We start from the raw sequence: 13,808 nt of genomic DNA on the forward strand, positions 1-13,808 counted from the left end.
GAGGATTAACACGCGCCCTGTGGAATGGGGCAGGCATGACAGACAGGAGTACAGGTGCCACGATTTTATGTTTATTGCATGGCGGGTTTACTACTCGTCGCGCCCGCCTTCGGGGCAGCGCCGGTTCGACTACAGCTGGAAGGGCTAACCGGAGAACTGCAAAAAAACGTCAGGGCACGCCTGTCGACTATTGGCAGCGATGAAGTCACCAACGATGGCCGCTTTCGCTCCCGCGTATCCGCGGCAATAAAAGAGGGGCTGCGTGCGCTTGGCTATTATGAGCCGGATATCGACTTCGTATCCCGGCCCGCGCCACCTCAGGGCGGCCGTCCGGTGTTAATCGCCCGCGTCACGCCCGGTCAGCCGGTAAAAATTGCGGGCAGTACGATTATCGTCACCGGCCAGGCTAAAAACGATGCGGACTATAAAAACTGGATCGCGCAGGGGCGCCCCAAAGTCGGAACGGTGCTGAATCACGGGCAGTACGACAAATTCAAAAGCGGCTTCACTAACCTTGCCCTCCGTAACGGCTATTTCGACGGTGAGTTTGAGAAAAGCGAGCTGGGCGTTTCCGTTGCGCGCCACGAAGCCTTTTGGGATCTCGATTACAACAGCGGCCCGCGCTATCGTTTTGGCAATGTCAGCTTTGAAGGTTCGCAGATTCGCGAAGCCTATTTGCAAAATTTAGTCCCTTTTAAAGAGGGCGATTACTACAGCTCGCGCGATCTGGCTGAGCTTAACCGCCGTCTTTCTGCGACCGGCTGGTTCCAGTCAGTTGTGGTTGCGCCTGAGTTTAAGCAGGGACGTAAAACCAAAGTCCTGCCCTTGAATGCGGTGGTATCGCCCCGCGCTAAAAACACCATCGAAGCCGGTGTCGGTTATTCAACCGATGTCGGACCGCGCCTGAAAGGAACGTGGAGAAAGCCCTGGGTTAACGATCGCGGTCACAGCATGGTCGCCAGTGCCTATGTCTCTGCCCCCGAGCAGCAGGTCGATCTCAGTTATAAAGTCCCCTTGCTGAAAAGCCCCCTGGAGCAGTACTACACGTTCTCGGGCGGCCTGAAGCGCACCGACCTCAACGATACCAAGGCGGACACCAGTACGCTGGCGGTATCACGTAACTGGGACAGCAGCAGCGGCTGGCAAAGAGCCCTTAATCTGCGCTGGAGCCTGGACCACTTTACACAGGGTAACGTCACTAACACCACGATGCTGCTCTATCCCGGCGTCAGTCTCAACCGCACCCGTTCGCGCGGGGGCTTAATGCCCACCTGGGGCGACTCGCAGCGTTATTCCGCCGATGTGTCCGATACCACCTGGGGATCGGATGTCGATTTCTTGATCCTGCAGGCGCAAAACGTCTGGATCCGCACACTGGGCGAAAAGAACCGCTTTATCGCGCGCGGCACAGTGGGATGGATTGAAACCAACGACTTCGACAGGGTGCCGCCGGACCTGCGTTTCTTTGCCGGCGGGGATCGCAGCATTCGCGGTTATAAATACAAAAACGTTTCGCCCCGTGACAGTGACGGCAAACTGACCGGGGCCTCAAAAATGGCCACCGGTTCGCTGGAATATCAATACAACGTCAGCGGCAAATGGTGGGGTGCGGTGTTTATTGACTCCGGTGAGGCCGTTAATGACATCAGTCAAAGCAATATCAAAACCGGTGCCGGTATCGGCGTACGCTGGGCATCACCCGTGGGGCCCATTAAGTTTGATATTGCCCGCCCTATTGGGGACAGCGAGGAGCATGGTGTGCAATTTTACGTAGGATTGGGGCCTGAATTATGACGCGCTGGAAAAAGGTCCTGATTGGCTTTTTGATTTTTTTAGTGCTGCTGTTTGCCGGCCTGGCATTTTTGATTGGCACAACGCCGGGATTACATCTGGTGCTGAAGGGCGCTTCGCGCTGGGTGCCGGGGCTATCCATCAATAAAGTGGACGGTGGCTGGCGTAATCTTACCCTCAGTGGATTGCGCTATGAGATGCCTGGCGTCAGCGTGAACGCGGGCAATATCCATCTGGCCGTGGATCTTAACTGCCTGCTGCACTCGTCTGTTTGTGTGAACGATCTTACGCTGAAGGATATCAGCGTGGTGGTCGACAGCAAAAAGATGACGCCCTCCACCGCGCCGCCGGAAGAAGAAAGCGGCAAGACAAACCTTAGCACGCCCTATCCGATCACCCTGCGCCACGTGGGCCTGCACAATATAAACGTGAAAGTGGATGATACCGCTATTTCGCTGGTGGATTTTACCACCGGCCTGCAGTGGCAGGATCGTGCGCTGACGCTCAATCCCACCCATATTCAAAGCCTGCTGATTGCGCTGCCGAAAGCGGCGCAGGTGGCAAAAGAGCAGGTGGTGCAGCCCAAAATACAGCAGCCGAAGCCCGACGAGAAGCCGCTGGGCGAAACCTTACAGGCGATGTTTGCCAAACCGCTGTTGCCTGAACTGCCCGACTTTCAGCTTCCGCTGGACATTGATGTAAAGGACATTGTGGGCGAGCAGTTGCGGATTACTGGGGATACCGATATTACGGTGAGCCGATTGCAGGTGAAGGCAAAAACCCTCGACCGGCATATGCAGTTGCAAACGCTGGCGGTGGATTCAAACCTGGGCAAGCTGAACGGCAGCGGTCAGGCGACGCTGGCCGACAACTGGCCCGTTGATTTGACGCTAAACGGTGACGTGAACGTTGATCCGGTGAAAGGCGAAAAGCTAAATCTGACAGTAAAAGGTGCGATGCGCGACGAGTTGAAACTGGCGCTAACGCTTTCAGGCCCGGTGCGCGCGCAGCTTGATGCCAGCGCCCAACCCGCCGTTGTTGGGCTTCCGCTGGCGCTCAACCTGACCAGTCCGCAGTTACGCTGGCCCCTGACCGGGCCGGTTCAGTATCAGGCCGACGATCTTCACTACCAGTTCAACGGCAAGGCGACTGACTATGTCATGTCGCTCCGTACGTCGGTCAAAGGGGAGTCGGTGCCGCCTGCGACGGTCGCCCTGGAGGGGAAAGGCAACGTTCAGCAGTTCAGTCTGGATAAGCTACGTGTGGCGGTGTTGCAGGGCAACGTTGATCTGACAGCGCTGGTGGACTGGAGCAAAGCGATCAGCTGGCGCAGTGAGTTGACGCTGGACGGCATCAATACCGCACGCCAGTATCCTGACTGGCCGGCAAAGCTGAACGGCAACATTACCACGCGCGGCAGCCTGTATGGCGGCAGCTGGCAGGTCAGCGTACCGCAACTGATGCTAAAAGGTAACGTTAAGCAGAATGCGGTCAGCGCAGAGGGGACCTTAAGGGGCAACAGCTACAACCAATGGGATATCCCCGGTATCAAAATAGCGCTGGGACGCAATCACCTGGAGATAAAAGGCAGTCTGGCAGATAGCCTGAACCTGGATGCCAACGTTGATGCGCCCCGTCTTGATAATGCACTGCCGGGCCTGGGCGGCGTGGTGAAAGGGGATATCAAAGCACGCGGTACGCTGAAAGCGCCACAGTTGCTGGCCGATCTTACCGCCACGGGGTTACGCTGGCAGCAACTGCTTGTCCGCCGCATCACCCTGAAAAGCGACGTGCGCTCCAGCGATCAGATCGCCGGTAAACTTCAATTGCGGGTTGAACAGCTAAAACAGGATGCACTCAACATCAGCCTGCTGACGCTCAATGCCGAGGGTGATGAAAAGCAGCACCAGCTCAAACTCAACGTACAGGGTGAGCCGGTATCAGGACAGCTTGCGCTCAACGGCAGCTTTGACCGTCAGACAGAGACGTGGAAAGGCAGCCTTAATAACACGCGTTTTGACACGCCGGTGGGTGAATGGCGCCTGACGCGTGCGATGACCATTGACTATTTTAATCAGAAACAGAGCGCGACGATCGGCCCCCACTGCTGGCAAAACCCCAATGCACAGCTTTGTGTGCCAGAGCCCATTGAAGCCGGCCCCAGTGGTCATGCTCACGTGGTGTTAAACCGCTTCGATCTGGCAATGTTGAAACCCTTCCTGACCGATCAAACGCAGCTGAGCGGCGTGTTCAGCGGCGATGCCCGCGTCAACTGGACGGCGGAGGGTAAACTGCCCGTCGGCACGCTGGCGCTGAAGAGTAACAACGTGAAAGTCGCGCAGGATGTGCAGGGCAATACGCTGCCCATCGCCTTTAACACGATTAACGTTAATGCGGCACTGCGGGACGGACGGGCTCAGCTCGACTGGCTGATTCGCATCGTGAATAACGGTCAGCTGGACGGCAATGTGCAGATTACCGATCCGCAGCAGCGCCGTACGCTGGGCGGCAACGTGAATATCCGCAACATCTCGCTGGCAATGATCAACCCGGCGTTGATGCAGGGCGAAAGCATCAAAGGCAATCTGAACAGTAATCTGCGTCTGGGAGGAACGGCACAGCAGCCGCAGATTTTTGGTCAACTCGGCCTCAAAGATGTGAACGTAAAAGGCAACTTCATGCCGGTGGATCTGACCAGTGCCAGCCTGAATATGGTGTTTAACGGCATGAGTTCGACGCTGAATGGCCTGCTCCAGACCGCACAGGGCAACATTAACCTGAGTGGCGATGCGGACTGGAGTCAGTTGGATAACTGGCGTGCGCGCGTTGCCGCTAAAGGCAGTCGGGTTCGCGTCACCGTGCCGCCCATGGTGCGCATGGACGTTTCCCCGGATGTGGTCTTTGAGGCTACGCCAGCCGCCTTTAACCTTGACGGCCGGGTTGATATCCCATGGGCGCGCATCACGGTACAAGAGGTGCCAGAGAGCGCCGTGGGCGTCTCCTCTGACGAGGTGATGCTGGATAAGAACCTCAAACCGATTGAGCCTAAAACCGCCTCAATACCGATTAACAGTAACCTGACCATTCACGTCGGAAACGACGTACGTCTGTCGGCCTTTGGACTAAAAGCCCGGCTCAATGGCGATCTGAAAATGGTGCAGGATAAATCCGGACTGGGGCTTAATGGACAGATCAACATTCCATCCGGCCGTTTCCATGCCTATGGTCAGGACTTGATCGTACGCAAAGGTGAACTGCAGTTTGCAGGCCCGCCAGACCAGCCTTATCTCAACCTGGAGGCGATTCGTAATCCGGATGCAACAGAGGATGGCGTAACCGCAGGATTGCGCGTCACGGGGCTGGCAGACGAGCCAAAAGTAGAAGTGTTCTCCGATCCGGCGATGTCACAGCAGGAAGCCCTTTCATACCTGTTACGGGGTCAGGGACTGAAAAGCGACGGTGACGGTAACGCACTAACTTCGGCGTTAGTCGGCTTAGGGGTTGCACAAAGTGGGCAGGTTGTGGGTAAAATCGGCGAGACGTTCGGTGTAAGTAACCTTGCTCTCGACACCACCGGCGTTGGCGACAGTCAACAGGTGCAGGTCAGCGGCTATGTACTGCCGGGTCTACAAGTAAAATACGGAGTGGGCATTTTTGATTCACTGGCAACGTTAACCTTGCGTTACCGCCTGATGCCCAAACTCTATTTGGAAGCCGTGTCCGGTGTGGATCAGGCTCTTGATTTGCTTTATCAGTTTGAGTTTTAGCAATGCGAATAATTGTCTATGGCAGTTTACGGCGCAAACAGGGAAACAGTCACTGGATGACACACGCGCAATGGTTGGGTGACCATCAGATTGAGGGCTATGAGCTTTACAGTCTCGGTCACTATCCCGGCGTGATTACTGGCGAAGGAACGGTATATTGCGAAGTATACCGAATTGATGCCTCCATCCTCGCCGAGTTAGATGCGCTTCGCACCAAAGGTGGAGAATACAAACGTTTTCTGATTCAGACGCCGTTTGGGAGCGCGTGGCTTTATGTTTATCAACGTTCAGTTTCAGGACGTCAGCGCATTATGAGCGGCGACTGGCTGAAACGTGAAGAGGAGCAGGAAAGCGATTAATTCGTTGGACTCACCAGCCAGTTAAGCTGAATGCCATTCAGATAAAAGGGTTCATGATCTTGATGAACCCTTTTATTCTTGTTTTCAGGCGACTCTCCAGCCTGCCTCATTATCGTGTCTTCACAGGGCTTTTAAGACGAGACGTAATGTCTTCGGTGTCGTGCGGCCGTAAGCAAGACAGGATTTAATCATGGGCAATTTATGAAAAAGTGTGGAAAGGGCGGTTAATGTCGTTAATGATACAAAACCTTTTCCGGTAAGCTTACGGGCGGGTAAGTGCGTCGCATGAACGCCCGGTTATCACTCACTCAGCGAATGACCGTACAAATATCATCAAAGTGAAGAGTAATGAAAAAAACAATCAATATTTATCTTATCGCTGCTTTTATATTTTCTTTACCGCTGTTACTTGCCAATACTTTTTATATTGATGACAACGGCAGAGCAATAACGGGCAATGCACTCTGGGGGAGAGACGGAAGGCCATTAGCTGACCTGCTAATGAAAGCGCTGTTCCTCAGTTCCCATGTTTCAGACATTTTTCCTTTACCGCTCATTATCACTGCCGTTCTTATCGCTGTAACGTTGGCACACTATCATCATCGCCACTTCACCGCGTCGAAAACCTGGGTTGGCGTGTTAGCCACGCTGAGTTTTTTTGCTAATCCGTATCTGGCTGAAATATTTTCCTATCGTTTTGATGTGCTCACTATCGGTTCTGCGCTCGTGTTGAGCCTGGCCTGGGTATTATTTCCGGTACAAAAAACGATTATCCAGTTCCTGACAGCGGTCTTTGTTCTTCTCGCTATTTATTGCCTTTATCAAATAGCCATCAATATTGCGGTCATGATGGTCTTTGTTGTGGCATTTGGTCAGATGGTGAACAATACGCCGCCGTTACAGATTATTCGCGATCTTGTTCAGCGAGGTGCAGCGTTTCTGGTCGCGTCTGTTATCTACCTTAAGATCCTGTTACCGCTAACCTTCTCTGGTGAGCATGCTGCCAATCATCCCGGTATTGCCAGTAACCAGCTATGGGGAACTCTCTGCAACAATGCGCTGGCCTACTGGCATTTTATTGATGCTACCTTCTATAAAGATGGCAAAGGGATGGCGGTGCTGCTTTCAGTTCTGGTCGTGGCTGTCGTGTCCGCAGCAATAATTGCCCTACGCTATGTACAACAACAGCGTAACCCCATCCGTATTATGGTTGCCATACTGACGCTGCTGTTCCCCTTCGCTGCCTTCGTGATTATTCCGGGGAGTCTGCTTATTTTACAGAATACCCTTCTTGCTCCTCGGGTGATGCTGGCAGTGAGTGGGTTTATGCTGTTCAGTGCAACATTACTGGCATGGGCAATGAAGGGAAAAGGCGCCTTCGTCAACGTCATTATCGCGATTCCTTTGCTCTATGCATTTACGGGCATATATGTGTACGGTAATGCGGTTCATCAACAGGACGAAATTAATGCCGGGATTACGAATCAGTTAAAACGGGACACGAATGCATTGTCTGTGGGAGCGCTCTATATGCAGTTTAACGGGACCGCGCCTCGTTCACCTGTCTATCTCAATTCTCTTAATAATTATCCTGTGCTCAGTGCGCTGATTCCTGAATATTTTGCCAACTGGTGGTTTCCGTTTCCCTATATGGCAATAAGAGGCTTTAAAGCGTCCAATCCCATACAGGACGATATTACGGTAAGCCATGAGGATGTGGTCATGTCGATGTGCCATGGAGAACGCATTGCGCATAATCAGGACTATGACCTGTATAAGTATCGCGATCGTTTAACCGTCGATTTCACATTAAAGGGATGCCAGCACTAACAGGCGGCCAGCCCGCAACGAAGCAGCTGAATAACGACAAAAAAATACAGGCCCGTAGCAGGGCCTGTATGTATGACAAAGGAAATGTCGTTTGCCTTTTGTCCTGTGCTGAAAAGCGGTAGGGCGTTTCAGCGCAAGGGGATTTATTTCTTCGCCGCACGCTCGAAAGAAGAGATGATCTCAGCTTTCGCTGCTTCAGCGTTATCCCAGCCGTCAACCTTAACCCATTTGCCTTTTTCCAGATCTTTGTAGTGCTCAAAGAAATGGGTGATCTGCGCACGCAGCAGCTCTGGCAGGTCGTTCACATCTTTAATGTGATCGTATTCTTTGGTGAGCTTGGTATGCGGAACGGCAACCAGCTTGGCATCTTCACCTGACTCGTCGGTCATTTTTAATACGCCAACCGGGCGGCAACGGATCACTGAGCCTGGCTCCAGTGGGTACTGGGTAGGAACCAGCACGTCTACCGGATCACCATCCAGTGACAGGGTATGGTTGATGTAACCATAGTTGCACGGATAGAACATCGCAGTGGACATGAAGCGATCTACAAACAGGGCTCCAGAATCTTTATCAACTTCATATTTGATCGGATCGGCATTGGCCGGGATCTCAATAATTACGTAGATATCTTCTGGCAGGTCTTTACCTGCTGGCACCTGGTTCAAACTCATCGGGAATTCCTTCAGTCGTCGTGTGTTGAGTGTTGGCTATTATAGCCAACTGACTGTGAAAGTACGCCCCCTTTTTGGCGTTTCGGAATGCTCCTCAACGCTATTTGGCCGTGATGAACAGGGAAACAATGCCCGCAGCAATCAATGGCCCTACCGGGACGCCGCGGAAAAACGCTACACCAATCACCGTGCCCATCAACAACCCGCCAATGACCGAAGGTTGCACGCTCATATAGCTGACGCCACGGCCGCCCAGCCAGGCGACAAAAATACCCACCAGCACCGCCACAATGGATTGCCAACTGGCAAAGGACTTAATCAGGGAGGAGGCGGGCAACGAACCGCTGGCGAGCGGGGCCATGACCGCCACCGTAAGGATGATAATGCCTATCGTAATGCCCTGTTTTTCCACGTAAGGGAAGAACTGCGCCAACGGGGTCAGTTTGATGGCCAGCAGAATCAATATAGAAAGGGTGACGGCGGTGTTGTGGACAAAATAGCTCAGTATGGCAAGGCCGATTAATATCAGCGTAGAGGCATAAGCAGCCATGATTTTTCCCTGCAGGTAAAAGACAACATTGGCAAAAAGCCAACAACGGACTGACATTAATCAACAATCGTCGGGGTTAGCGCAACTGCCATTGGCCAAAGATTGCAGTTGTAACGTTTGATTGCGTACCAGGGCTGTACTCTGCGCCGCCAGCGCAACGGGACCAAGGGTGCCCTGCGTATTCAGTTGGCTGCGGCTCGCCGCTAACCATGCCTCACGGTATTTCATCCATGCGCGCTGTGCGGCACGCAGTTTTTCTCTGGGCTGTCCGCTTAATTTTTTCATCAATGCACTGTACTGCGTGTTCATTTCCTTATCCCATTCCTGGGTCGCCGCATCCTGGCATTGCATCAAGGCCAACGTGGTATCAGCTTGATTAAGGCATTGATTTAATGTGACATCAATAGTGGACTGCTCCGCAACTGCTGCGTTGCAGCTTAAGAGTAACAGCAACACCCATCTTCTTTTCATGGATTTCCCCTTTTGTTTTTTTAACACAATACCTTCAGATTCATTAACAGATTAGCGGTAATGAATGGGTTAATCATTCACTGGCGCTAAAGTTTACGAATCGCAGTGCCGATACTTTCTCCGTTTAAGGGTTGTCGAAATTTTTTTCGCCTTTTACTACTCATACGGAAACGATCAAGATGAAACAGTTATCACTACGCACGGGGTTGCTGGCGTTGCTGGCATTCATGACACTGCTGCTGTTGGCGGTGAGTGTGATGGGCATTGTGGCCATTAATAAAGGTAACCGTTCTTTGGATGTAATCAACCGCATTCAGGGAATCGAGTTAAACAGCTTGTATCAAAGTAATGCCGATTTAATGCGCGCACGGGCCAGTGCTGCGCTGGCGGTGCGTAAAATTGAGATTGGTTTACTGGATGAGGGCGCGCAGGTCACCAAAACGGCGCAGGCTGATGTCGCGGCATCGCAGCAGAATCTTAAGCGATTTGTCGATGCCGGTACCGTGACCGCTGAAGGGAAAATTATGGCCGATGCCATCGCATCCAGCTATAAGGACTACCTCGATCAGGGCATCCTGCCAATGATGAAGGCGCTGGATAAACAGTACAACGATGAATACTACCAGCTGCTGGAAGGCAAGCTGGAGCCGCTTTCGGCGAAATACAGCAAAGCGGTAGAAACCTTCGGTAAAAAAGCCGATGAGATTACCCAGGCGCAATTAGTTGAAGCCCAGCGCAATGAAATCATGATGAAAGTGCTGATAGCCGTGGCCGTCGGACTCTCGTTGTTGCTGCTGGTGCTGGCCTGGGTGCTGTTGCGCCGCATGCTGCTGATTCCGCTAAACAACGCGATCATCCATCTTGAGCAGATTGCGGCGGGCGATTTGTCCCAGACGTTGCCGCTGGCGGGCAATAATGAGTTGGGGCGCCTGAACAATGCGCTGGCGGGCATGCAGCATGCGTTGCGCGAATCGGTTAATCAGGTGCGCGAAGCCGGCCTGAAAATTGATATCGGTAGCCGTGAACTGGCCGCCGGCAATGTCCATCTTTCCCAACGTACCGAAGAGTCAGCGGCATCGCTGGAGCAAACGGCGGCCAGCATGGAGCAGCTAACTGCAACGGTCCGTCTTAACGCCAGCAATGCCCAGCAGGCCCATCAACTGGCTAACGCCGTGTCTGACAGTGCCGATCGCGGCGCAGAGGTGGTGAATTATGTTATGGAAAAAATGCATGAAATCACCGACAGCGCTAACCGTATCGGCGATATCCTGAGCGTCATTGACGGCATTGCTTTCCAGACCAATATCCTGGCACTGAACGCGGCGGTGGAAGCGGCACGTGCCGGAGAGCAGGGGCGCGGATTTGCCGTGGTCGCCAACGAGGTTCGTACGCTGGCACAGCGCAGTGCCAGTGCGGCGAAAGAGATCCGTACGCTGATCGGTGATTCACAAACGCGCGTCAAAGAGGGCAGTGAAATGGCGACGCGTGCGGGCGAAACAATGGATGAGATTGCCGCTGAAGTTATGCGGGTTACGGCCCTGATGAAAGAGATTTCCATGGCGTCAGAAGAGCAGAGCAGGGGAATCGATCAGGTGAATCACGCGGTCACGCAGATGGATGAAGCGGCGCAGCAGAACGCGGCGCTGGTAGAACAGGCAACGGCGGCGACCCATTCACTGGAGTCGCAATCCGAGCAGCTCCAGGCGGCGATGGCGCAGTTCAGGCTGCAGCAGTCGTAACGCAAAAAGGGCGCGTCACGCGCGCCCTTGATGTTTAGCCCTGACGGCACTCGGGGAATTCAGCCAGGAAACGCTCTACGTCGTCAACCATGGCGGTGTTACCACAGTAGAACGGACAGCGCTGGTGCAGCGTGACCGGGGGAATATCCAGGATACGGTTCTGACCGTCGCTGGCTTTACCGCCGGCCTGCTCCGCCAGGAAAGCCATTGGGTTGCACTCATACAGCAGGCGCAGCTTGCCTTTTGGATGGCTGGCGGTGCTGGGATAAAGATAAATGCCGCCCTTCAGCAGGTTACGGTGAAAATCCGCGACCAGAGAGCCGATATAGCGTGATGTGTAAGGACGGTGCGTCGCCACATCCTCTTCCTGACAGAATTTCAGGTACTTTTTCACGCCCTGTGGGAAACGAATGTAGTTACCTTCGTTAATGGAATAGGTGTAACCCACTTCCGGATAGGTCATGCGTTCATGGCTGAGGCAGAACACGCCCAGAGAGGGATCATAGGTAAACGCATGGACGCCACAACCGGTGGTGTACACCATCATGGTGGATGAGCCATAAACGACGTAACCGGCGGCAACCTGTTTGTTGCCTGGCTGCATGAAGTCGGCTTCGACAACTGGCGTACCCGGCTCGCTGACGCGGCGATAGATGGAGAAAATGGTGCCGACGGAGACGTTAACATCGATGTTCGACGAACCGTCGAGCGGGTCCATCAATACGACGTATTTTCCGTTTTCCTCGCCTTCAAAGATAACAAACTCATCTTCTTCTTCAGAAGCGATACCGGCAACAATGCCGCGTGCTTTCAGTGCGGCTTTGAGTTTTTCGTTGGCGAACAGATCCAGTTTCATCTGCTGTTCACCCTGAACATTCTCAACGCCGCTGGCACCAAGAATATCGACTAAGCCGGCTTTGTTGATATCACGGTGAATAATTTTAGCACCCAGCTTAATGGCTGAGATAAGTGCCGTCAGTTCACCTGTGGCGTGCGGAAAGTCGTGTTGCTTCTCGACGATAAATTCGCCCAACGTTTTCATAACACATTCCCTGAATCATCGATGGAGTGGCAGCGGCATACTTAACTGCCCGTGGATGCGTACGCAGTTTAGCCGATTGAACTTTAAAAACCATAGTCCTAATCCGTTTCTTCCGTGTGCAAGCGAGGTTACACTGTGCGCCGAACTTTTGAGTTATGGACCTCGTTATGCGCATTCACATCCTCGGGATATGTGGCACTTTTATGGGCGGACTGGCTATGCTGGCCCGCTCCCTTGGTCATCAGGTGACAGGCTCTGACGCCAATGTCTATCCACCGATGAGCACGTTGCTTGAGCAGCAAGGCATTGAATTAACAGAGGGTTACGATGCGAGCCAGCTTGAGCCCGTACCGGACCTGGTCATTATTGGCAACGCCATGACGCGCGGTAACCCCTGCGTGGAAGCGGTACTGGAACGCAACATTCCTTACCTCTCTGGCCCCCAATGGCTGCACGATTTTGTGCTGCGCGATCGCTGGGTGCTGGCCGTGGCGGGCACGCACGGTAAAACCACCACAGCAGGCATGGCAGCGTGGATTCTGGAAGCCTGCGGCCTGGAACCTGGCTTTATTATTGGTGGCGTACCCGGTAACTTCGATGTTTCTGCAAAATTAGGAAAAAGCCCATTCTTTGTCATTGAGGCTGATGAATACGACTGCGCGTTTTTCGACAAGCGCTCGAAATTCGTCCATTACTGCCCACGTACGCTGATTCTGAATAATCTTGAATTCGATCATGCCGATATTTTTGACGATCTGCGGGCCATCCAGAAACAGTTTCATCATCTGGTACGCATTGTGCCGGGTCAGGGCAAGATCCTGCTGCCAGAGCACGATCATAACCTGAAGCAGGTGATGGCAATGGGCTGCTGGAGCGAACAGGAGCATGTGGGCGACGGCGGTCACTGGCAGGCGAAGAAGCTGACGCCGGATGCCTCCCGCTGGGAAGTGCTGCTGGCGGGTGAAAAAGTGGGCGAGGTGAACTGGGGACTGGTCGGCGAGCACAACATGCACAATGGCCTGATGGCGATTGCGGCAGCGCGCCATGTCGGCGTAAAACCTGAGGACGCAAGCCAGGCGCTGGACAGCTTTATTAATGCCCGTCGCCGTCTTGAGCTGCGCGGTGAGGTCAACGGCATCAAGATCTATGATGATTTTGCCCACCATCCGACGGCGATTCTGGCCACGCTGAGCGCACTGCGCAGTAAAGTGGGCGGCACCGCGCGCATTCTGGCGGTGCTGGAGCCGCGTTCAAACACCATGAAAATGGGCGTGAATAAAAATGAGCTGGCGCCGTCGCTGGCGCGCGCAGACGAAGTGTTCCTGTTCCAGCCGAGCCATATTCCGTGGCAGGTCGCGGACGTCGCAGAAGCCTGCATGCAGCCCGCTCACTGCAGCGCGGATATCGATACGCTGGTAGAGACGATCGCGAAAACGGCCCAGCCGGGCGATTCCATCCTGGTCATGAGTAACGGGGGCTTTGGTGGGATTCATCAGAAGCTGCTGGATCGTCTGGCGCGCTGATCACTAGCGGACCCGTTCCTCTCCCTCAGACGGGAGAAGAAAACCCTGCGGCTGGGCGCTGC

10 protein-coding genes are annotated in these 13,808 nt (G+C 53.7%); 6 read left to right on the forward strand and 4 right to left on the reverse strand.

Annotation, left to right across the window (positions count from 1 at the left end; translation table 11 throughout):
• Positions 1 to 78: 78 nt before the first annotated feature.
• The 4 genes from tamA (at position 79) to ACPXSQ_RS11915 (ending at position 7,747) form a co-directional block, all read left to right on the forward strand.
• A complete protein-coding gene (tamA, locus tag ACPXSQ_RS11900) occupies positions 79 to 1,794 on the forward strand; it encodes an autotransporter assembly complex protein TamA (RefSeq protein ID WP_014594713.1) in 1,716 nt (571 codons plus the stop codon).
• The gene (gene tamB / locus ACPXSQ_RS11905) at positions 1,791 to 5,558 is read left to right on the forward strand and encodes an autotransporter assembly complex protein TamB (RefSeq protein WP_426143859.1); all 3,768 of its coding nucleotides are present in this window, start codon (positions 1,791 to 1,793) and stop codon (positions 5,556 to 5,558) included. The genes tamA and tamB overlap by 4 nt, the downstream gene beginning before the upstream one ends.
• Before the next feature lie 2 nt (positions 5,559 to 5,560).
• Positions 5,561 to 5,917, forward strand: a complete 357-nt coding sequence (locus tag ACPXSQ_RS11910) for a gamma-glutamylcyclotransferase family protein (RefSeq protein ID WP_013027378.1) — start codon at positions 5,561 to 5,563, stop codon at positions 5,915 to 5,917.
• A 348-nt stretch (positions 5,918 to 6,265) separates the two neighbouring features.
• Positions 6,266 to 7,747 (forward strand): glucosyltransferase domain-containing protein, encoded by a 1,482-nt coding sequence (locus ACPXSQ_RS11915; RefSeq protein WP_426143862.1) that lies wholly within the window; start codon positions 6,266 to 6,268, stop codon positions 7,745 to 7,747.
• 143 nt (positions 7,748 to 7,890) lie between these two features.
• On the opposite strand, the gene ppa is transcribed toward ACPXSQ_RS11915, so the two are convergent.
• The 3 genes from ppa to ACPXSQ_RS11930 all read right to left on the reverse strand — a co-directional run bounded on the left by ppa (position 7,891) and on the right by ACPXSQ_RS11930 (position 9,442).
• On the reverse strand, positions 7,891 to 8,421 hold the full coding sequence (gene ppa, locus ACPXSQ_RS11920; RefSeq protein WP_013027376.1) for an inorganic diphosphatase: 531 nt from the start codon (positions 8,419 to 8,421) through the stop codon (positions 7,891 to 7,893).
• Positions 8,422 to 8,521: 100 nt separating this feature from the next.
• The gene (locus ACPXSQ_RS11925; protein WP_022622414.1) at positions 8,522 to 8,971 is read right to left on the reverse strand and encodes a DUF441 domain-containing protein; all 450 of its coding nucleotides are present in this window, start codon (positions 8,969 to 8,971) and stop codon (positions 8,522 to 8,524) included.
• A gap of 60 nt (positions 8,972 to 9,031) precedes the next feature.
• Positions 9,032 to 9,442: a lysozyme inhibitor LprI family protein gene (locus ACPXSQ_RS11930; RefSeq protein WP_072138345.1), complete on the reverse strand. Its 411-nt coding sequence runs from the start codon at positions 9,440 to 9,442 to the stop codon at positions 9,032 to 9,034.
• A 179-nt stretch (positions 9,443 to 9,621) separates the two neighbouring features.
• Here ACPXSQ_RS11930 and ACPXSQ_RS11935 point away from each other — a divergent pair, with 179 nt between their 5' ends.
• Positions 9,622 to 11,181, forward strand: a complete 1,560-nt coding sequence (locus ACPXSQ_RS11935; RefSeq protein ID WP_014594710.1) for a methyl-accepting chemotaxis protein — start codon at positions 9,622 to 9,624, stop codon at positions 11,179 to 11,181.
• A gap of 34 nt (positions 11,182 to 11,215) precedes the next feature.
• Here ACPXSQ_RS11935 and fbp read toward each other — a convergent pair whose 3' ends face one another.
• The gene (fbp, locus tag ACPXSQ_RS11940; protein ID WP_006118345.1) at positions 11,216 to 12,223 is read right to left on the reverse strand and encodes a class 1 fructose-bisphosphatase; all 1,008 of its coding nucleotides are present in this window, start codon (positions 12,221 to 12,223) and stop codon (positions 11,216 to 11,218) included.
• A gap of 167 nt (positions 12,224 to 12,390) precedes the next feature.
• Here fbp and mpl point away from each other — a divergent pair, with 167 nt between their 5' ends.
• Positions 12,391 to 13,746, forward strand: a complete 1,356-nt coding sequence (gene mpl / locus ACPXSQ_RS11945) for a UDP-N-acetylmuramate:L-alanyl-gamma-D-glutamyl-meso-diaminopimelate ligase (protein ID WP_014604911.1) — start codon at positions 12,391 to 12,393, stop codon at positions 13,744 to 13,746.
• The last annotated feature ends 62 nt before the right edge of the window (positions 13,747 to 13,808 follow it).

The organism is Pantoea sp. EEL5, from assembly GCF_049892805.1.
Taxonomy (GTDB): Bacteria; Pseudomonadota; Gammaproteobacteria; order Enterobacterales; family Enterobacteriaceae; genus Pantoea; species Pantoea ananatis.